At 64.2% G+C, this 18309-nt stretch carries 18 protein-coding genes; 11 read left to right on the top strand and 7 right to left on the bottom strand.

Features of this window, described 5'->3' with window-relative positions:
- Positions 1-8: 8 nt before the first annotated feature.
- From ACW9IN_RS16715 to ACW9IN_RS16685, 7 genes are all read right to left on the bottom strand, one after another.
- Positions 9-347 (bottom strand): Na+/H+ antiporter subunit G, encoded by a 339-nt coding sequence (locus ACW9IN_RS16715; RefSeq protein WP_457366915.1) that lies wholly within the window; start codon positions 345-347, stop codon positions 9-11.
- The gene (locus ACW9IN_RS16710; RefSeq protein WP_003211751.1) at positions 344-622 is read right to left on the bottom strand and encodes a K+/H+ antiporter subunit F; all 279 of its coding nucleotides are present in this window, start codon (positions 620-622) and stop codon (positions 344-346) included. The genes ACW9IN_RS16715 and ACW9IN_RS16710 overlap by 4 nt, the downstream gene beginning before the upstream one ends.
- Entirely contained in the window at positions 619-1107 is a 489-nt protein-coding gene (locus tag ACW9IN_RS16705; protein ID WP_457366914.1) for a Na+/H+ antiporter subunit E, read from the bottom strand. Before ACW9IN_RS16705 ends, ACW9IN_RS16710 begins: the two co-directional genes overlap by 4 nt.
- Positions 1104-2786 (bottom strand): monovalent cation/H+ antiporter subunit D, encoded by a 1683-nt coding sequence (locus ACW9IN_RS16700; protein WP_457366913.1) that lies wholly within the window; start codon positions 2784-2786, stop codon positions 1104-1106. Before ACW9IN_RS16700 ends, ACW9IN_RS16705 begins: the two co-directional genes overlap by 4 nt.
- Positions 2783-3127, bottom strand: a complete 345-nt coding sequence (locus ACW9IN_RS16695; RefSeq protein WP_057007546.1) for a Na+/H+ antiporter subunit C — start codon at positions 3125-3127, stop codon at positions 2783-2785. The genes ACW9IN_RS16700 and ACW9IN_RS16695 overlap by 4 nt, the downstream gene beginning before the upstream one ends.
- Positions 3127-6048 carry a monovalent cation/H+ antiporter subunit A gene (locus ACW9IN_RS16690; RefSeq protein ID WP_457366912.1) on the bottom strand — a complete coding sequence of 974 codons (2922 nt, stop codon included), beginning with the start codon at positions 6046-6048 and terminating at the stop codon, positions 3127-3129. Before ACW9IN_RS16690 ends, ACW9IN_RS16695 begins: the two co-directional genes overlap by 1 nt.
- Positions 6049-6282: 234 nt before the next feature.
- A complete protein-coding gene (locus tag ACW9IN_RS16685) occupies positions 6283-7209 on the bottom strand; it encodes a DMT family transporter (RefSeq protein ID WP_457366911.1) in 927 nt (308 codons plus the stop codon).
- A 93-nt stretch (positions 7210-7302) separates the two neighbouring features.
- On the opposite strand from ACW9IN_RS16685, the gene ACW9IN_RS16680 reads away from it, so the two are divergent.
- The 11 genes from ACW9IN_RS16680 to ACW9IN_RS16630 all read left to right on the top strand — a co-directional run bounded on the left by ACW9IN_RS16680 (position 7303) and on the right by ACW9IN_RS16630 (position 18259).
- Positions 7303-7866, top strand: coding sequence for a helix-turn-helix domain-containing protein (locus ACW9IN_RS16680; protein WP_457366910.1), 564 nt, complete (start codon positions 7303-7305; stop codon positions 7864-7866).
- Positions 7867-8021: 155 nt separating this feature from the next.
- Positions 8022-9218, top strand: coding sequence for an SfnB family sulfur acquisition oxidoreductase (locus tag ACW9IN_RS16675; RefSeq protein ID WP_457366909.1), 1197 nt, complete (start codon positions 8022-8024; stop codon positions 9216-9218).
- 12 nt (positions 9219-9230) lie between these two features.
- The gene (locus ACW9IN_RS16670; protein WP_457366908.1) at positions 9231-9557 is read left to right on the top strand and encodes an acyl-CoA dehydrogenase; all 327 of its coding nucleotides are present in this window, start codon (positions 9231-9233) and stop codon (positions 9555-9557) included.
- Positions 9557-10936, top strand: coding sequence for an LLM class flavin-dependent oxidoreductase (locus ACW9IN_RS16665; RefSeq protein WP_457366907.1), 1380 nt, complete (start codon positions 9557-9559; stop codon positions 10934-10936). The genes ACW9IN_RS16670 and ACW9IN_RS16665 overlap by 1 nt, the downstream gene beginning before the upstream one ends.
- Before the next feature lie 182 nt (positions 10937-11118).
- Positions 11119-12021 carry an AMP-binding protein gene (locus ACW9IN_RS16660; protein ID WP_457366906.1) on the top strand — a complete coding sequence of 301 codons (903 nt, stop codon included), beginning with the start codon at positions 11119-11121 and terminating at the stop codon, positions 12019-12021.
- The gene (locus ACW9IN_RS16655; RefSeq protein ID WP_457366905.1) at positions 12018-12791 is read left to right on the top strand and encodes an ABC transporter ATP-binding protein; all 774 of its coding nucleotides are present in this window, start codon (positions 12018-12020) and stop codon (positions 12789-12791) included. The genes ACW9IN_RS16660 and ACW9IN_RS16655 overlap by 4 nt, the downstream gene beginning before the upstream one ends.
- Entirely contained in the window at positions 12788-13669 is an 882-nt protein-coding gene (locus tag ACW9IN_RS16650; protein WP_457366904.1) for a branched-chain amino acid ABC transporter permease, read from the top strand. Before ACW9IN_RS16655 ends, ACW9IN_RS16650 begins: the two co-directional genes overlap by 4 nt.
- A 4-nt stretch (positions 13670-13673) precedes the next feature.
- Complete coding sequence (locus ACW9IN_RS16645; protein WP_457366903.1) at positions 13674-14723, top strand: branched-chain amino acid ABC transporter permease; 1050 nt, start codon at positions 13674-13676, stop codon at positions 14721-14723.
- Positions 14724-14740: 17 nt separating this feature from the next.
- Positions 14741-16081, top strand: a complete 1341-nt coding sequence (locus ACW9IN_RS16640; RefSeq protein ID WP_457366902.1) for an ABC transporter substrate-binding protein — start codon at positions 14741-14743, stop codon at positions 16079-16081.
- Between the two features lie 3 nt (positions 16082-16084).
- Entirely contained in the window at positions 16085-16852 is a 768-nt protein-coding gene (locus ACW9IN_RS16635; protein WP_457366901.1) for an ABC transporter ATP-binding protein, read from the top strand.
- A 12-nt stretch (positions 16853-16864) separates the two neighbouring features.
- On the top strand, positions 16865-18259 hold the full coding sequence (locus ACW9IN_RS16630; RefSeq protein WP_457366900.1) for an FAD/NAD(P)-binding protein: 1395 nt from the start codon (positions 16865-16867) through the stop codon (positions 18257-18259).
- The last annotated feature ends 50 nt before the right edge of the window (positions 18260-18309 follow it).

Below are 18309 nucleotides of genomic sequence, written 5' to 3'. Positions count from 1 at the left end.
CCTGTTTATCAGCGCCGGCTGCTGACCTCGGCGGGCACATCATCCCCCGCCATGCGCTTGCGGAACAACGCCGTGCGCGCCAACAACAACGTGGTCACCGGCACCGTGATCGACAACAGGATCGGTATCAACCATCCGTGCAGTACCGGCCCGGACTTGAGCACCGAAAAATAGATGATCGACGCCAACGCCACGCACCACGCCCCCAACGTCGACGCCAGTGCCGGCGGGTGCATGCGCTGGAAGAAGTCCTTCAGGCGCAACAATCCGACCGCGCCCAGCAAGGCGAACACGCTGCTGAGCACCAACAGCACGGCCACCACGATTTCCATCCATAACGGCATCATTCGATCACCTCGCCACGCAACAGGAATTTCGCCAGGGCAAACGAGCCGACAAAGCCAAACAGTGCGATCAGCAGCGCGGCTTCGAAGTAGGTGTCACTGGCGTAGCGAATGCCCAGCACCAGCATCATCAGCATCGCCAGGATGTACAGGTAGTCCAGCGCCAGGACCCGGTCCTGGGCCGACGGCCCTTTGAACAGGCGCACGAGCGTCAGCACCATCGCCAGCGAGAACAGGAACAGGCTGAACAGGATCGCATTGGAGAGCAGGGCGCTCATTCGAAGATCTCCATCAGGGGCCGTTCGTAGGTGGTCTTGAAGTGCTCGATAAACGGCGCTTCATCGTCCAGGTCGAATACGTGCAACAGCAAAATGCTGCGGTCCAGCGCCAGTTCCGACCAGATGGTGCCGGGGATCACCGTGGTGATCATCGACAGTGCGGCCAGGCCGTTGGCGTCGCGCAGGTCCAGTGGGATCTTGATGAAGCGTGAACGCGGAGGCCGTGCGCCGCAGCGCAGTACGCCCCAGGCCACTTGCAGGTTGGAGACGATCACGTCGCGGCCCACCAGGAAGAACAGACGGATGATCACGCCCGGGCGGCGGATGCGGATCGGCAGCGGCCGCAGCGGGGCCATCATCAGCGGCGCAAGAAAACCCAACAGCGCGCCCAGCAGCAGATTGCCGGGGCTCACGGACAGGTTCAGCACCAACCACAGTACCCACAACGCCAGCGACAACCAGGGGGCAGGGAACAGGCGCTTCATGGTTGCACCTCCAGCGCAGCGGCCTTGGCTTCGGGACTCGGGATCGGCCGCGTGGCCATCACCGCCATCACATAATGCTCAGGGTTGTTCAGGCTCTCGGCGGTGGCCTGGGTGTAGCGCAACAGCGGTTCGGCCTTGAACGTCAGCGCGATACTCAAGCCCAGCAAAAAGAAGATCGGCACGCATTCAAAGCGCCGCAGCAACGGCGACGGGCGCTCCTCCGGGGTCCAGAACCGCTGAGTTCCCAGGCGGGCGAACGCGATCAACGAGGCCAGGCCGGAAAGGATCAGCAACGCCACCAGCCCCCAGGCCGCCGGGCGTACGGGCGCGTCGATGCTGACGCCCAGGCCCAGCGGGTTGACCAGTGCGCTCAGCAAGCTGAGCTTGCCGATGAATCCGGACAGCGGCGGCATGCCGATGATCAGCAGCGCGCAGGCGATAAAGCTCAAGCCGAGGAACGCCATGGTCCAGGGAATCACCTGGCCGACCACGGCTTGCTGTTCATCGTCGAGGTTCACACCAGGCCGTGGGTGCAAGGACTCCATGGCCTTGGGCAGCGCATCGATTTCCTCATCCAGCGGCAAGTCGTTGGCCGAGCGAGAGCGTTCGATCAGTTCGGCCAGCAGGAACAGCGCGCTCAACGCCAGGGTCGAGCTGACCAGATAGAACAGCGCCCCTGCGGTCAGGCTCGGCTGGGCGAAACCCACGGCAGACAGCAAGATCCCCGCCGATACCAGGATGCTCAGGCTGGCCATGCGCTCCAGGCGCTGGGCCGCGACCATCGCCAGCGCGGCGCAGATGATGGTCGCCATGCCGCCATAGATCAGCCAATCGCCGCCAAACAGTGCCGATGCACCGGCCTGGCCAGAGAACAGCAGGGTCCACAGGCGCAGCACGGTGTACACGCCGACCTTGGTCATGATCGCGAACATCGCCGCCACGGGCGCGCTGGCCGAGGAGTAGGCGGGCGCCAGCCAGAAGTTCAGCGGCCACATGCCGGCCTTGGCCAGGAACGCGGTGGCGAGGATCGCCGCACCCGCGTGCAGCAAGCCGCGATCGGCCTCGGGTACCAACGGGATTTTCAGCGCCAGGTCAGCGAAATTCAGCGTGCCGGTGACGCCGTAGATCATCGCCGCGCCAATCAGAAACAGCGACGACGCCAGCAGGTTGATCGCGATGTAATGCAGCCCGGAAGACACCCGCGCGCGGCCCGACCCGTGCAGCATCAAGCCATAGGAGGCTGCCAGCAGCACTTCGAAGAACACGAACAGGTTGAACAGGTCGGCGGTCAGGAACGCGCCGTACAGGCCCATCATCTGCACCTGGAACAGCGCATGAAAGCTGGTGCCCGCGCGGTCCCAGCGGGCCATGGCGAACAGCAGCGCGCTCACGCCGATGATGCCGGTGAGTACCAGCATCAGTGCCGACAGTTGATCCACCACCAGTACGATGCCGAACGGCACCTGCCAGTTGCCCGGCAGGTACACGCCAATCGAACCGGGCCCGCCTTTTTGCGTCCAGTACAGCAGCAACACGGCGATACCCAGGCCGATCAGGCTGGAGAACAGGTTGATGCGCGCCTTGAGCGGGCGGTGTTTCTCGCCGAGCATCAGCATCAGCGCGGCGGTCAGCAGCGGCAGCAGGATCGGCGCGACGATCAGTTGATTCATCCACGTCATTCGCGAGGCTCCCGGCCATCCACATGGTCCGTGCCGGTCAGGCCCCGGGAGGCCAGCAGCACCACCAGGAACAAGGCGGTCATGGCGAAGCTGATCACGATGGCCGTGAGCACCAGCGCCTGGGGCAGCGGGTCGGTGTAGTTGAGCAGGTCTTGCGGCACGCCATCCTTGATGATCGGCTCCTTGCCGATGAACAGGCTGCCCATGCTGAAAATGAACAGGTTGACCCCGTACGACAACAGGCACAGGCCCATCACCACTTGGAACGTCCGTGGCCGCAGGATCAACCACACGCCGGAGGCCGCCAGGACTCCAATGGCAATTGCGATGACTTCTTCCATCAGGCGGCTCCTTCCGTTGCGGCAACCACTTTGGCCTGGTTGCTCGGTTTATGGGCCCGCACCGACTGGTGACCGAGGGCGGTGAGCATCAGCAACGTCGAGCCGACGACCATGGCGTACACGCCGACGTCAAAGAACAGCGCGCTGGCGACGTGAAGATCGCCCAGCAGCGGCAGGCTGAAATGCCAGGTGTGGGTAGTGAGGAACGGGTAGCCCACAAACAGCGCGCCGAGCCCGGTAAGGGTGGCCGAGAACAGCCCGAAGCCCATCCAGCGCATGGGGCGCAGGCTCATCTGCGCCTCGACCCACTGCGTGCCGGCCACCATGTATTGCAGGATGAACGCCACCGACATCACCAGGCCGGCGACAAAGCCGCCGCCCGGCTGGTTGTGGCCGCGCATGAACAAGTAGAACGACACCACCAGCGCAATCGGCAGCAGCAGGCGCACCAGCACCGCCGGCACCATCATGAAGCCCAGGGCGGTGTCGCTGGCCTGGCGCGGGTTGACCAGGTCGGTGGCCACATCCGGCGCCAACTGGCGCTGTTGCGCGGGCAGTTGCATGCTTTCTTTCGACGGGCGGAAGCGCCGCAGCAGGGCATAGACCGTCAGCGCCACGGCGCCAAGTACGGTGATTTCGCCCAGGGTATCGAAGCCACGGAAGTCCACCAGCATCACGTTCACCACGTTGCTGCCGCCGCCTTCGGGCAGCGCGCGGCTCAAGTAGAACGAGGAAATGTCGTTGGGCGTCTGGCGGGTCAGCATCGCGTAGGACAGCAGCGCCATGCCGCCGCCCGCTACGGTGGCCAGCAGGAAGTCACGCACCCGGCGGATACGCGCCTTGCGCAGCGAGTTTGGCAGCGGCGAGACCTCTTCGATCCGCCGTGGCAGCCAGCGCAGGCCCAGCAGGATCAGCACGGTGGTGACCACTTCGACCACCAGTTGGGTGAGTGCCAGGTCCGGTGCCGAGAACCACACGAAGGTGATGCAGGTCATCAGGCCGCACACGCTGACCATGGTCAGGGCTGCCAGCCGGTGGTACTTGGCTTGCCAGGCGGCGCCCAGGGCGCAGGCAATCGCCAGCAGCCACAGGGTGACGAACACGATGGAGCCCGGGATCTTCGGCCGGTCGCCCCAGCTGAGGCCACTGTTGAGCATCGGGATCAGGCCGCCGATGACGGCCACCAGCACCAGCAGGAACAGCTGGGTCTGCAGGCGCTTGGTGCTGATGCGTTTTTCGATGCGGCGTACACCGCGCATCATCACCACCAGGCAGCGCTCGAAGCCGCGCTTGCCATTGAAGTAGCTGATCAGCGGCGGGTATTTGAAGCGGCCGCGCTTGAGCTGTTTGCGCAGCAGCAGGTAGAGCACCACGCCGCAACTCATGGCCACCAGGCTCATGATCATCGGCGCGTTCCAGCCGTGCCAGATAGCCAGGCTGTACTCCGGCAGCACACCGCCAACGACAGGCAATGCGGCGGCGGCGAGGATCGAGCCGACCACCTGGGCCGGAAAGATGCCCACCAGCAGGCAGGTGAACACCAGCAACTCGACCGGCGCGCGCATCCAGCGCGGCGGCTCGTGGGGTGTGTGGGGCAGGTTGGTGGCGGTGGGACCGAAGAACACATCGACCGTAAAGCGCAGGGCGTAGACCACGCTGAACGTGCCGGCGATGGTGGCGACCACCGGCAGGGCGAATTCCACCCAGGCCGTGGACGAGATGAACACCGTCTCGGCGAAGAACATTTCCTTGGACAGGAAACCGTTGAGCAACGGCACGCCCGCCATTGCAGCACTGGCCACCATGGCGAGGGTGGCGGTAAATGGAATCAGCCTGATCAGGCCGCTGAGCTTGCGGATGTCACGGGTGCCGCTTTCGTGGTCGATGATGCCGGCGGCCATGAACAGCGAGGCCTTGAACGTCGCGTGGTTGAGGATATGGAACACCGCCGCCACGGCGGCCAGCGGGCTATTGAGGCCCAGCAACAAGGTGATCAGCCCCAGGTGGCTGATGGTGGAATAGGCCAGCAGGCCCTTGAGGTCGTTCTGAAAGATGGCGCAATAGGCGCCGAGAAGCAGGGTGAGGGCGCCGGCACCGCCGACGATATAGAACCATTCTTCGCTGCCGGACAGCGACGGCCACAGACGGGCCAGCAGGAACACGCCGGCCTTCACCATCGTCGCCGAGTGCAGGTAGGCCGACACCGGCGTGGGCGCCGCCATCGCGTGGGGCAGCCAGAAGTGGAACGGGAACTGCGCGCTTTTGCTCAAGGCGCCGATCAGCACCAGGGCCAGCATCACCGGGTACAGCGCATGGGCACGAATCGCATCGCCCGCGGCGAGCACCGCGTCCAGGTCATAGCTGCCGACGATATGCCCCAGCAACATCACGCCCGCCAGCAGGCACAAACCACCGGCGCCGGTGACCATCAGCGCCATATAGGCGCCACGGCGCGCATCGGCGCGGTGGTGCCAGTAGCCGATCAACAGGAACGAGAACAGGCTCGTCAGCTCCCAGAAAAACACGATCTGGATCAGGTTGCCGGAAATCACCAGCCCGAGCATGGCGCCCATGAATGCCAGGAAAAACGCGAAGAAGCGCGGCACCGGGTCATCCGGCGACATGTAATAACGCGCATACAGCGACACCAGCGTGCCGATGCCCAGCACCAGCAATGAGAACAGCCAGGCGAATCCGTCCATGCGCAGCACGAAGTTCAAGCCCAGGCTGGGCAGCCACAGGAATTCTTCGCGGATCACGCCACCGTGGGCGATCTGGGGGTAGAGCAGGGCGACTTGAACGGTGCCGACCAGGGCCACCAGGCCCGCCAGCAGGGATTCGGTGTTACGTGCGTTGTGCGGCAGCAAGGCCGCCAGACAGCTGCCAAGAAACGGCAGAAGCAGTAGAACTATCAGGGACATAGGCTTCTAATCTGCAGGAGTTTGGGATGCATCATACGTGCCGCTTTCGCGATCACCAAACGGCAACATGTGGCAGGATCCTACAAGGTAGGCCGAAAGTTCCCATTTAGCACTGTTGACCCGGATCGTTCCCACGCTCCGCGTGGGAATGCATCCCGTGACGCTTTGCGTCACCTCGCGATGGACGCAGAGCGTCCGGGGCGGCATTCCCACGCAGAGCGTGGGAACGATCGGTTACGGCGCTTCCTGCTCCAGTTCGGCCGATTGCGCCGCCTCGCGCTGGCCCCTGGTCTTCAGCTCGCTGACGATCACCGCCGCCACGATCAACGCCGCCCCCAGCATGGCAAGGGGGGTAAACCGTTCTCCGGCGATTCGCCCGATCACGCCGGCCCACACCGGTTCGCCGGCATAGATCAAGGTGGCACGGGTTGGCGAAACGCTCTGCTGCGCCCAGTTCATCGCCACCTGGATGACCGCACTGGTCAGGCCCAGGCCCACGGCGCTGAACACCAGCAACCACGAGAAGTCCGGCAGCGCCTCACCCAACGGCACCACCATCAGGAACGACAGCATTGATGCGGTCGCCAGTTGCACCACGGTTACCCGGCGCACATCCACCTGGCCCGCGAACGCGCTGATCAGGATGATCTCGGCGGCCACCGCGATGGCGCAAATCAGCGTGGCGATTTCACCGGGGCTGAAATTCAGGGACGCGCCAGCGGGACCGGTGAGCAACATCAGGCCGGTAAACGCCAGCATGATGCCGATGGCTGGCATCAGCCCCGGGCGACGACCCAGCACCAACCATTGCAGCAACGGTACGAAGGGCACGTAGAGTGCGGTGATGAACGCCGATTGGCTGCTGGGAATGGTCTGCAAGCCGATGGTCTGCATGCCGTAGCCGAACATGATCGAGGTGCCGATGAACGCCCCGGCCTTCAGTTCGAACAGCGTCAGTCCACGCAAAGTGCGTAATGAAAAGAAGCCCACCACGATTGCTGCCGCCGCAAAACGCAGACCCACGAAAAACATCGGGCCGCTGACAGTCATGGCGTGCTGCACCAGCAAAAAGGTTCCGCCCCAGATCATGGTGATCACCACCAGGATGCATTCGGCTTTGCTGAAACGGTTGAAACGCGGGGAGGCATTCGGGGTGGTCATGGCGGCTCTGGTCTTGCAAGGGGAAGGCACGGACCGCACAATGCGCCGCACGCTGGGCAGTATACTGCGCACCCCTACCCATTGAGCAATATAGTGCACAAAGAAAATCCGCAACGGGCCTCGGTCCTGCAACACGTCAGCCAGAACGTTCGTCGTCTGCGTCACGCCGCCGACTTGAGCCAGACCGCGCTTTCGGAAAAGTCCGGGGTCAGCCGTCGCATGCTGGTGGCCATCGAGGCCGGCGAGAAGAACGTCAGCCTGTCCACCCTCGACCGCGTGGCCGAAGCCCTGGACGTGGCCTTCAGCGACCTGATCCAGGCCCCCGACGCCCCCGACCACAGTCGCATCAACGAACTGGCCTGGGCCGGGGAAACCCCAGGCAGCAAAGCCGTGTTGCTGGCCCGGGCCAAAGCCCGCCGCGAAGTCGAACTGTGGGAGTTGCGCCTGGAGCCGGGCGATCGTTACAGCCCCGATCCCGACCCGGAAGGCTGGAGCATGCAGCTGTTCGTGTTCGAGGGCTGCCTCACGCTGGTCCTGGGCGACGAAGAGAAACGCCTCGAAGCCGGTGAGTTTTTCATGTTCGCCAGCCGCCAGGCGTACGCGTACTGCAACAAGGATGCGGTGGCGGTGCGCTTCGTGCGCAATGTGGTGATCTAACTGTTCGCCCGGCAACAGTGGATAAACATTTTGCCCGCCCGTACGCGCGTCCTCATGCCTTTTTAACGCGGCAACCCGCTGATTTTATTGGCGATTAAATTCAGGCACGACTCCTGCAAACACTCCGGTATCCCATCGGAGCCTGGAGTCGGCCCATGTCAGCCCACCCTCAACACCCTGCCCATATCATCCGCTCGGACGCGGAAGCCATCGAGGTCGCCACGCGCCTGGCCGCCCGATTCGCGGTCGACGCCAGCGTGCGTGACCGCGAGCGCCGCCTGCCGGTGGCCGAGCTCGACGAATTCTCTGCCAGCGGCCTGTGGGGCATTACTATCCCCAAGGCCTACGGCGGCGCCGAGGTGTCCTATGTGACGGTGGCCGAGGTGATCAAACTGATCTCCGCCGCCGACCCGTCCCTGGGGCAAATCCCGCAGAACCACCTGGGTGTGGTCGACATCCTGCTGCAAACCGCCAGCGAGGAACAAAAGCAGCATTACTTCGGCAAGGTCTTGCAGGGCTATCGCTTCGGCAATGCGTTTTCGGAAGCCAAGAGCAAAAACGCCGGCACCTTCGACACCCGGATTCGCTTCCACGGCGACACCGCGCGCATCAACGGCGAGAAGTTCTACTGCACCGGCGCCTTGTTCGCCCACATCGTGCCCACCGTGGGCAATAACGAAAAAGATCAGGCGTTCATCGCCTTTGTCGAACGTGACGCCCACGGCCTGAGCGTGATCGACAGCTGGGACGGCTTCGGCCAGCGCACCACCGCCAGCGGCGGCGTGATTCTCGACGGCGTCACCGTGCCGTTGAGCGCAGTGATCCCGGCCCACCTGGCCTTCGACCAGCCCACCGCCAACGGCCCGATCTCGCAGATCATCCAGGCGGCGGTCGACACCGGCATCGCCCTGGGCGCTCTCGAGCAGGCGAAGATCTATGCACGCCAGGCACGGCCCTGGATCGACAGTCAGCAGGATCACGGCTGGCAAGACCCGTTCACCATTGCCGCCATCGGCGACCTTGAATGGCGGGTGCACGGCACCGAAGCCATCCTCGCCAAGGCTGGCCTTGCGGTGGATCGCGCGCTGGCCGAGCCCAGTGAAGACAGCGTGGCCCAGGCCTCGCTGGTGGTTGCCCAGGCCAAGGTGTTGTCGGCGGAAACCGCGTTGCTCGCCAGCAGCAAACTGTTCGAACTGGCCGGCACCCGCTCGGTCACCGGCAAACACAACCTCGACCGTTTCTGGCGCAATGCGCGCACCCACACCCTGCACGACCCGGCTCGCTGGAAATACCACCTGATCGGCAACTACGTGCTCAACGGCGTGAAGCCCGCGCGCCACGCCTGGAACTGAGGAGACCTGTCCATGACCGCCCTGAATCAAGCGCGCCAACTGTTGGAAAGCACGCGTCGTCATGTCGAGAAAAGCGATGACCCGTACGTGATCAGCCGCTTCGGCGATTTGCAGATCCGCGTCGACGTGGCCGCTGCCTTGCTGGAACGCGTCGACACCCACCCCAGCCCCGTCGCCGCTACCGAAGCGCAAATCGCCGCCGCCGAAGCACTGATTGCAGTGAGCAACGCCGAATTCGAATTGACCGGCCAACGCACCGCACTGCTGCCGACCCTCGATGACCCCCTGCGCTGGAAATACCAGGTGGTCGGCAACTATCACCTCAACGGAGTGCTTTGATGTCCCGTGAAATTCGCCTGAATGCCTTCGACATGAACTGTGTCGGCCACCAATCCCCCGGCCTGTGGGCGCACCCCCGTGACCGTTCGTGGCAGTACAAAGATTTGGAGTACTGGACCGAGCTGGCCAGGATCCTCGAACGCGGCAAGTTCGACGGCCTGTTTATCGCCGACGTGCTGGGCATCTACGACGTGTACAACGGCAATGGCGACGCGGCCATTCGCCAGGCCACCCAGGTGCCGGTCAACGATCCGTTGTCGCTGATCGCACCGATGGCGCTGGTCACCGAGCACCTGGGTTTTGGTCTCACGGCCTCGTTGTCGTTCGAGCATCCGTATCCCTTCGCGCGCCGTCTCTCCACCCTCGATCACCTGACCCAGGGCCGCATCGGCTGGAACATCGTCACCTCCTACCTGGAAAGCGGTGCCAAGAACCTCGGCCAGAAAGCCCAGACCGAACACGACGCGCGCTACGACTATGCCGAAGAATACCTGGAGGTCTGCTACAAACTCTGGGAAGGCAGTTGGGAAGAGGGCGCCGTGCTGCGTGACCGCGAACGCCGGGTGTTCAGCGACCCGAGCAAAATCCACGAGATTCGCCATGTCGGCAAACACTTCCAGGTGCCCGGCATTCATCTGTGCGAGCCGTCGCCGCAGCGCACACCGGTGCTGTACCAGGCTGGAGCCTCCAGCCGGGGCAAGCAGTTCGCCGCCGAACAGGCCGAGTGCGTGTTCGTCGCCGCGCCGTCCAAGGTGCTGCTCAAAAAGACCGTCGCCGATATCCGCCGGCGTGCCGCCGAGGCCGGGCGCGATCCCAGGAAGATCCTGATCTTCAACCTGCAAACGGTGATCGTCGACGAAACCGACGCCAAGGCCCAGGCCAAGTTCGACGAGTACAAAGGCTACGTCAGTTACGAAGGTGCCATGGCGCTCATCTCCGGCTGGACCGGCATCGACTTCAGCCAATTCCAGCCGGATGAACCGCTCAAGCATGTGCACACCAATGCCATTCAGTCGGCGGTGGAGGCGTTCTCCACGGCGGACCCGAACAAGGTCTGGACGCCCAGGGAGCTGGCCGAGTGGGTCGGTATCGGCGGCTTTGGCCCGCTGTTCGTCGGTGGCCCGCAAACCGTGGCGGACCTGTTGCAGGAGTGGGTGGAAGAGACCGATGTGGACGGCTTCAACCTGGCCTATGCACTGACCCACGAAACCTTCATCGATGCCGTCGACTGGCTGGTGCCGGAGTTGCAGAAGCGTGGCGTGTACAAGACCGAATACGCCAAGGGCACGTTGCGCGAGAAGTTGTTTGGTGACGGTGCACGGCTGGGCGAGAACCACCCCGGCGCCAGCTACCGCGACCTCAAGGCCTCCAGCCTCTGACTGAGACACCACGATCAGTGTGGGAGCTGGCTTGCCTGCGATAGCGGACTACCCGTTGATGCATTTCTGGCTGACCCACCGCAATCGCAGGCAAGCCAGCTCCCACAGTGGATCGGCGACGTTTCAAATCATTCAGCCAGCGGACCACCGCACGCACATCACCCCAATAGGAGAACCTCCCTATGAGCGTGCACGAACTCAAACGGCCGCAGGCACTGGAATGGCCCGCCGAACTGCTCGGTAACCTGCCCAAGGCGTTGGAACAGCTGCACCACTGGGCGCAGATCACGCCGCTGCACATCGCCCTGCGCCACAAGCGCCAGGGCCAGTGGCATGCGTGGCGCTGGATCGATGTGCTGCGTGATGTCGAGCGCCTGGCGGACGGCCTGCGTCAGCAGGGTTTCGACACATCATCACGGCTGGCCCTCAGCGGCGCATTCGAGCCGAACCTCTTGCTGCTGGCCCTGGCGGCTCAGTCCATTGGCGGCCAGGTGGTGACCCTGGCCGATGACCTGGAACTCGAACCCTTGCAACACCATCTGTGGCGCATTCGCCCCAGCCATGGCTATACGCACAACCGCCAACAGGTGCGGCATTGGCAGTCGGCCAACCTGCTGGATTTTGCCCGCTTGCTGGGCCCGGTGGAGCCGGCGCAGCACCTGCAACGCTGGTGGCAACCCACCGGCGAAACCGCGCTGTGGAGCGAAGAGGGCACCCATTGGCAAGGTGGCCTGGCGGTGGTGCTGGAGCAATGGCTGAACAGCGGCCACGGGTTGGCCTTCCCGGAAAACCCGGCATCGGCGCGGCGTGATCGCAGTGAAATTGCCCCCACCGGCCTGCTGTTGTCCGCCACGCGTTTGCAACACCTGGCCGATGAGATCGAAAGCCGCCTGGCGCCCCACGGTACCTGGCGTCGACGGGTGTGCGACTGGGCCATCGCCCACCCGCAAAGCGGCCTGCGGCGGCTGCTGAAAAACCGCGTGCGCAAGCTGCTGGGGTTCCAGCGCCTGGCCTACATCTGGCAACCCGTCAAATCCACTGCCGAGCCCACGTGGCTGGCGGAGTTCAAACGAGACATCGCATGAGCCAGGCCATTCTTCAGGTGCGGGATATCTCGCTGTCGTTCAAGGGGGTCAAGGCCATCAATGCCTTGTCCTTCGAGGTGTTGCGCGGCGAGATCTGCGCGTTGATCGGGCCGAATGGTGCCGGCAAGAGTTCGTTGCTCAATGTGCTCAACGGCGTGTACCGCTTCGACGCCGGCGAGATCGTCTTCGAGGACCGGCACTTCCACCGCATTGATCCTTTGGGCGCAGCCCGGCGTGGTATTGGGCGCACGTTCCAGAACAACGCGCTGTTCAAGAAGATGAGCGTGCTCGACAACCTGCTCACCGGCCTGTCGCGGCACGCGCACACCACGTTTATCGAGCAGGCCCTGGGTTTGCCTCGTGCGCGCCGTGAAGCCGAAACCTTCCGCCTGCGAGCACAGAACATCCTTGAGTTTCTTGAACTGCAAGCGCACCGCGACGTGTTGGTGGGCAACCTTTCCTATGGCCTGCAAAAGCGCGTGGAACTCGGCCGGGCGCTGATCGCCGGGCCCAGCCTGTTGCTGCTGGATGAGCCGATGGCCGGGATGAACGCCGAAGAGAAACAGGAAATGGCGCGCTTCGTCGCCGACGTGAACCGTGATCTGGGCACCACCGTGGTCTTGATCGAACACGACATGGGCGTGGTGATGGGCCTGTCCGACCATGTGGTGGTGCTCGACTACGGGCGCAAGGTCGGTGACGGCACGCCTGCCGAAGTCCAGGCCAACCCCGAGGTGATCGCGGCTTACCTGGGGGCGGTGCACCGATGACCTTCTTCTTCGAAACCCTGCTCGGCGGCCTGCTCGCCGGCACTATGTATTCGCTGGTCGCCATCGGCTTCGTGCTGATCTACAAGGCCAGCGGCGTGTTCAATTTCGCCCAGGGCTCGATGTTGCTGTTCGCCGCACTGACCTTTGTCAGCCTGCATGACCAGGGCGTGCCGTTTGCCCTGGCGTTGCTGCTCACGGTGGTCGTGATGATCGTCGGCGCGGTGCTGATCGAGCGCCTTGTGCTGCGTCCCTTGGTGAATCGTTCGCCCATCACCTTGTTCATGGCCACGCTGGGCCTGTCGTTCATCATCGAAGGCCTGGCCCAGGGCTTGATGGGCTCGCAAGTGCGCGCGCTCGACCTGGGCATCGACGACGTACCGCTGTTTGTCGGCCCGCTGATGCTCAGCCAGTTCGACCTGATCGCCGCCGCCGCTGCGGTGGTGCTGGTGACGGTGCTGGCGCTGCTGTTCAACAAGACCCGCATTGGCGTGTCGCTGCGCGCGGTGGCGGATGACACCACGGCGGCGCTGTCCATCGGCATCAACCTCAACCGCATCTGGCAGATCGTCTGGGCGGTGGCGGGCGTTGTCGGGCTGGTGGCGGGCCTGCTGTGGGGCGCGCGCCAGGGGGTGCAGTTTTCCTTGTCGCTGGTGGTGCTCAAGGCTTTGCCGGTGCTGATCATCGGCGGTTTCACCTCGATTGGCGGGGCGATTGTCGGTGGGCTGATCGTCGGCGCGGCGGAGAACCTGGCCGAGGTGTACATCGGCCCGTTGATCGGTGGCGGCATCACGCCGTGGTTCGCCTACGTCCTGGCCCTGGCCTTCTTGTACATCCGTCCCGCCGGCCTGTTCGGCGAGCGCGCCATCGAGCGAGTCTGAAACCATGTCGATCCCCGTTGTTCAAGAAACCGCGCCGTTGTTGCTGATTCAACGGCGCATCCCCTGGGGCCTGACCGGCCTGCTGGCGCTGGCGTTTATCGTGGTGCCGCTGTGGGGCAATGACTATTGGCTGAATGCGATCCTGATCCCGTTCCCGGTGCTGTCGCTGGCCGGGTTGGGCCTGAACCTGCTCACCGGCTACACCGGGCAAACCTCGGTGGGCGCTGCCGGTTTCATGGCCGTCGGTGCGTTTGCCACCTATGGGTTTCTGCTGCGTCTGCCGGAGTTGGGCTTGCCGGTGGCGCTGCTCGGCGGCGGGATCATCAGCGCCCTGGTTGGCCTGCTGTTCGGGCTGCCAAGCTCACGCATCAAGGGCTTTTACCTGATGGTCACCACCCTGGCTGCGCAGTTCTTCCTGGAGTGGCTGTTCGTCAAGTTTCCCTGGTTCTACAACTACGGCTCGTCCGGGACCATCTCGGCGCCCAAGCTGGCGCTGTTCGGTCAAGACCTCAACACGCCGTTGGGGCGCTACCTGCTGACGCTGGTGACGGTGCTGCTGCTCACCTGGACCGCCCTCAACCTGGTGCGCAGCCAGGTGGGGCGCAACTGGATGGCGATCCGCGATATGGACACCGCCGCTGCGGTGGTCGGCATCCCGGTGGCGCGCTACAAGCGCCTGGCGTTTGCCGTCAGCTCGTTCTACTTGGGCATAGCGGGTGCGTTGTGGGCCTTCGCTTACCTGGGCACGGCCAGCGCCGGCAGCTTCGATATCAATCGCTCGTTCCAGATCCTGTTCATCATCATTATCGGCGGCATGGGCAGCATCGCCGGCAACTTCGTCGGCGCGGCCTTTATCAGCCTGCTGCCGATTTTCCTCAGCCACGCCGGGCAGGCGTTGTTCGGCGGTTCGGTGGACGCGGGGCAGTTGCAGAACCTGCAAAAAATCATCTTTGGCGTGTTGATCATCGTGTTCCTGATCAAGGAGCCCGAGGGCTTGATTCGTCTGCTGCACAACCTTCGCGACCGGCTGCGTCAGTGGCCTCTACGTTTCTGACTGATAAGAGAACTCCCATGCGTGCATCCTTGAAACGTTCATTGGCCGGCGCTGCTTTCGCGCTGGCCGCTGTTACCGGTGCCGTGCCACAGGCCGTGGCTTCGCCCGATCAGCAATTCATCCCGTTGGCCACCTACCGGGTCGGCGCCTACGCCTCCAGCGGTGTGCAGGTGTGGGCCGGGATGATCGACTACCTGCGCTACATCAACGAGGTCGAAGGCGGCATCAACGGCGTGAAGCTGGTGTGGCAGGAATGCGAGACCGAATGGACGGCGGAGAAGGGCATCGAGTGCTACGAGCGCTTCAAAAATGGCCTGGACGGCGCGCCCGTGGCGGTGTACCAACCCAACGGCGCACCGGCGGCGTATGCCCTGAGCGAGCGGGCGGAAGTGGACAAGATCCCGCTGATCACCCTCGGCTATGGCCGCACCGAAGCCACGGACGGCACCGTGTTCCCGTACAACTTCCCGGTGATGCTGACCTTCTACAGCGAAGCCTCGACCCTGGTGAACTACATCGCCCAGCGTGAAGGCGGGTTCGACAAGCTCAAGGGCAAGAAAATCGCCACGGTCTACCACGACTCGGCGTACGGCCGCGAAACCCTCGGCCCGCTCAAGCTGCTCGCCGAGAAATACGGCTTTGAAAATATCCAGATTCCGGTCGCCGATCCCGGCAACGAACAATCCGCGCAATGGCGCCAGGTGCGCCAGGCCAACCCGGACTGGGTGTTCCTGCGCACCTGGGGCGTGTCCACGCCGGTGGCGGTGAAGACCGCCGCGCGCTTCGGCTTCCCGGTGGACCATATCATCGGCGACATCTGGGCCAGTTCCAGCGAGGACGTGCTGCCCGCAGGCGCTGCCGCCAAGGGCTACCTGGCGCTGACGCCGTATCCGGCGGGTGCCGACTTCGAGATCCACAAGCGCCTCAAGCAATTCATCCTCGACAAGGGCCACAGCGACCTCAAGGACCTGAAAAACTTCGGCAGCGTCTACTACAACTCCGGCCTGGTGAACGCTGCCGTGGCGGTGGAAGCGATCCGCACCGCCCAGGGCAAGTTCGGCAAGCGCCCGCTCAACGGCGAAGAAGGTCGCTGGGGCCTGGAGCACCTGAATATCGACGATGCTCGCCTCAAAGACATGGGCTACCTGGGCCTTATGCAAAACCTCAAGCTGTCGTGCCGTGACCACGAAGGCGGCGGCTCGGCGCGAGTGCAGCAGTGGGACGGCGCCAACTGGGCCTTGATCAGCGACTGGATCGCCGCCGACCGTGCGCTGTTGCGCCCGTTGATCGATGAAAAATCCGCGGCCTTCGCCAAGGAAAAAGGCCTGACGCCGCGCACCTGCACCGGGGATGAATAACCCATGAACCCGCCCGCCGCCGAATCGGCCAGCCAAGCGCTGTTGACGGTCAATGACATCGAAGTGATCTACGACGGGGCGATCCTCGCGGTGGCGGGGGTGTCGCTGGAAGTGCCCAAGGGCGCCATCGTCGCCTTGCTCGGTGCCAATGGCGCCGGCAAAAGCACCACACTCAAAGCCATCTCCGGGCTGGTACGCGCCGAACGCGCCGAGGTCAGCCGGGGCGCGATCGCATACGCAGGCCGGGACCTGGCCGGCATCGACCCCAGCCAGCGTGTGCGTCAGGGCATGGTGCACGTGCTGGAAGGCCGCCACGTGTTCGGCCAGTTGAGCGTGGAAGATAACCTGCGCAGCGGCGGCTTTGTACGGCGCCTGAGCCGCAAGGTATTGGAGCATGACCTGGAGCGCGTGTATGCCTGGTTCCCCCGGCTCAAGACCAAACGCCACACCCGCGCCGGGCTCACCTCCGGCGGCGAGCAACAGATGGTCGCCATCGGCCGGGCGTTGATGACCCGTCCTGAACTGGTACTGCTCGATGAGCCGTCCATGGGGTTGGCGCCGATGATCGTGCAGGAGATTTTCGAGATCATCGCGCAGCTCAACCGCGAGCAACAGGTGAGCTTCCTGATCGCCGAGCAGAACATCAACGTCGCGCTCAACTATGCGTCCCGGGGCTATGTGCTGGATACTGGGCGGGTGGTCCTGAGTGGCAGCGCCGCCGACTTGCGGGCGCGGGGCGATTTGCATGACATTTATCTGGGTAAACAGTAAGGGCGAATCTGCATGACTGAATCCATCCGCAACGCCGATGTCCTGATCATCGGCGGCGGTCTAAGCGGCACCCTGCTGGCGGTGCAACTGCTGCGCTTGCCCGGTCAACGGCGCATCCTGGTGATCGAGCCGCGCGCCGAACTCGGCCGGGGCGAGGCCTACAGCGCCGTCGAGTTGGGCCACACGCTGAACGGCAACGCGGCGCGCATGAGCGTCGACCTGGACAATCCCGACGACCTGACCCAATGGCTCACTGACTACATCGGCAACGGCGGCTGGCCTGAGTCGCGACAGCAGCACGTGCCGATCAGCGAGCTGTTCCCACCGCGCGGGCTCTTCGGGGTGTACGCGCAGCAACGGTTGGCCGAGGCTCAAGCCGCGTCGATATCCACGGTCGAGCATGTGCGTGCCGAAGGGGTCGACCTGCAGGTCGATGAGCATTCCATACGGCTCACCCTCGATAACGGCCAACAACTGCGTGGCGCGCGGGCGGTGCTGGCCACCGGCATGTTCCCGGCGGCCCGTACGCCGCAAACCGAGTCCAGCGGCCTCAACGCAGCAGCGGTGGACCCTTGGGACGTGCAGGCCATGACCTCAATCGATCCACAGGCGCCGGTGCTGATCATCGGGTCCGGGCTGACCATGGTGGACGCCGTGGTGTCCCTGGAGCAGGCCGGCCATCGCGGGCCCATCGAGGTGTTTTCGCGGCACGGCTTGTTGCCCCATGTGCGCCGACAACCGCCGAGCTGGGTGGATTTCCTGGCCGAGGACCACCGCCTGCGCAGCCCCCGGCAATTGCTGCGCGCGCTGCGTGAACAGTGCCGTCTTGCCCAGGCGCAGGGTATCGATTGGCAAGCGCCGCTGGACACGGTGCGTGCCCATATCGGCCGGTTGTGGAGCCAGGCCAGTGACCGCGAGAAACGCCAGTTCGTACGTCATGTGCGGCCCTGGTGGGAAAGCCACCACCACCGCTCACCGCCGTTGAGCGCGCAGTTGGTGGCGAAGCTGCATGCCGCCGGGCGTTTGCGGATCCGCGCGGCTTCGTACAAAGGGGTGGAACCGTCGAGCGAGGGCGTGACGATCCGTTTGCGTTACCGTGGCGAGCAAGCCGTGACTCAAGTGTCCGGGGCGGCGCTGATCAATTCCAGCGGCATCGAATACGACTGGCGCCGCGTGGCCCGGCCCCTGCCGCGACAGCTGCTCAAACGCGGGCTGATCCAGCCCGGGCCGTTGGCGCTGGGGATTGCAGCGGATGCGACAGGCGCGGTACTCGATGCCCAGGGCCAGGTCAGCCAGCGGCTGTTCGCCATGGGCCCGCCGTTGCGGGGCATGTGGTGGGAAAGCACGGCGGTGACCGATGTGGCGCTGCAAGCCAAGGCGCTGGCCGCCCGGCTGACACAAATCTAACTGTGGGAGCGGGCTTGCTCGCGAATACGGTGCGTCAGTGATGGATGTGT

The organism is Pseudomonas sp. SDO5271_S396, assembly GCF_054071795.1.
This window is presented reverse-complemented; position numbering and strand designations above follow the sequence as displayed.

What these genes read in the sequence shown, in the direction of transcription:
- ACW9IN_RS16715 (WP_457366915.1), bottom strand. Translation starts at nt 347, where the DNA reads ATGATGCCGTTATGGATGGAAATCGTGGTGGCCGTGCTGTTGGTGCTC.
- ACW9IN_RS16640 (WP_457366902.1), top strand. Translation starts at nt 14,741, where the DNA reads ATGCGTGCATCCTTGAAACGTTCATTGGCCGGCGCTGCTTTCGCGCTG.
- ACW9IN_RS16710 (WP_003211751.1), bottom strand. Translation starts at nt 622, where the DNA reads ATGAGCGCCCTGCTCTCCAATGCGATCCTGTTCAGCCTGTTCCTGTTC.
- ACW9IN_RS16655 (WP_457366905.1), top strand. Translation starts at nt 12,018, where the DNA reads ATGAGCCAGGCCATTCTTCAGGTGCGGGATATCTCGCTGTCGTTCAAG.
- ACW9IN_RS16695 (WP_057007546.1), bottom strand. Translation starts at nt 3,127, where the DNA reads ATGGAAGAAGTCATCGCAATTGCCATTGGAGTCCTGGCGGCCTCCGGC.
- ACW9IN_RS16690 (WP_457366912.1), bottom strand. Translation starts at nt 6,048, where the DNA reads ATGTCCCTGATAGTTCTACTGCTTCTGCCGTTTCTTGGCAGCTGTCTG.
- ACW9IN_RS16665 (WP_457366907.1), top strand. Translation starts at nt 9,557, where the DNA reads ATGTCCCGTGAAATTCGCCTGAATGCCTTCGACATGAACTGTGTCGGC.
- ACW9IN_RS16670 (WP_457366908.1), top strand. Translation starts at nt 9,231, where the DNA reads ATGACCGCCCTGAATCAAGCGCGCCAACTGTTGGAAAGCACGCGTCGT.
- ACW9IN_RS16650 (WP_457366904.1), top strand. Translation starts at nt 12,788, where the DNA reads ATGACCTTCTTCTTCGAAACCCTGCTCGGCGGCCTGCTCGCCGGCACT.
- ACW9IN_RS16635 (WP_457366901.1), top strand. Translation starts at nt 16,085, where the DNA reads ATGAACCCGCCCGCCGCCGAATCGGCCAGCCAAGCGCTGTTGACGGTC.
- ACW9IN_RS16685 (WP_457366911.1), bottom strand. Translation starts at nt 7,209, where the DNA reads ATGACCACCCCGAATGCCTCCCCGCGTTTCAACCGTTTCAGCAAAGCC.
- ACW9IN_RS16700 (WP_457366913.1), bottom strand. Translation starts at nt 2,786, where the DNA reads ATGACGTGGATGAATCAACTGATCGTCGCGCCGATCCTGCTGCCGCTG.
- ACW9IN_RS16630 (WP_457366900.1), top strand. Translation starts at nt 16,865, where the DNA reads ATGACTGAATCCATCCGCAACGCCGATGTCCTGATCATCGGCGGCGGT.
- ACW9IN_RS16660 (WP_457366906.1), top strand. Translation starts at nt 11,119, where the DNA reads ATGAGCGTGCACGAACTCAAACGGCCGCAGGCACTGGAATGGCCCGCC.
- ACW9IN_RS16675 (WP_457366909.1), top strand. Translation starts at nt 8,022, where the DNA reads ATGTCAGCCCACCCTCAACACCCTGCCCATATCATCCGCTCGGACGCG.
- ACW9IN_RS16645 (WP_457366903.1), top strand. Translation starts at nt 13,674, where the DNA reads ATGTCGATCCCCGTTGTTCAAGAAACCGCGCCGTTGTTGCTGATTCAA.
- ACW9IN_RS16705 (WP_457366914.1), bottom strand. Translation starts at nt 1,107, where the DNA reads ATGAAGCGCCTGTTCCCTGCCCCCTGGTTGTCGCTGGCGTTGTGGGTA.